Source organism: Vibrio sp. 1288 (assembly GCF_033344475.1).
This window is the reverse complement of the sequence record NZ_JAWPOX010001161.1, coordinates 1-510: the sequence shown is the minus strand read 5'-3', so window position 1 is coordinate 510 and position 510 is coordinate 1. Positions and strand designations below refer to the sequence as shown.

Genomic DNA, 510 nt, shown 5'->3' with positions numbered 1-510 from the left:
CTAACGAGCGGTAGACAATCGTATTGCAGATTTCGCCATTATCCATTTCAAATTCAATCGCGTAATTCATGCCGCTTACCACCTGAGTGCGAACACTGAGGATTTGCTTTAACTTAGCGGAAGTGTTCATTTGCGCGAGTACCACATCAAGCAATGGTTGCGCTTCATCGGTCATGTCACTTTGTGACCATCCGCCGGGCAGTTTTTCTAAGTTACAGATTGGGTTCGCTTCCGGTTGCGATTGGGCTGGTGCCTCGGTCTCTTCCTTTTGATTACATCCAGCTAAAGCCACTACACATACGAGTGACGCCAATAATGTTTTCTTCATAACAAGACCTTTCTTTGTAATGTGCTCAGTATCCTAGGGGGTTCTGTTCATTATATCTGTTTCATATTCGAGAAAGTGTTGGTCACATATCGCTTTGTTTCAATTGATTCTGTTCAGCAGTATTTATCGGTTAAATACAATTAACAGGTCATTGTTGGGTTAAAAATAAGCAAAAACAGATT

Annotated in this window: 1 protein-coding gene; it reads right to left on the bottom strand. The window is 41.8% G+C overall.

The window, feature by feature from the left end; genetic code table 11:
• Positions 1-328: cystatin domain-containing protein (locus R8O11_RS31445; protein ID WP_318195421.1), on the bottom strand; the 328-nt coding region annotated here is incomplete at its 3' end.
• Between the last annotated feature and the right edge of the window lie 182 nt (positions 329-510).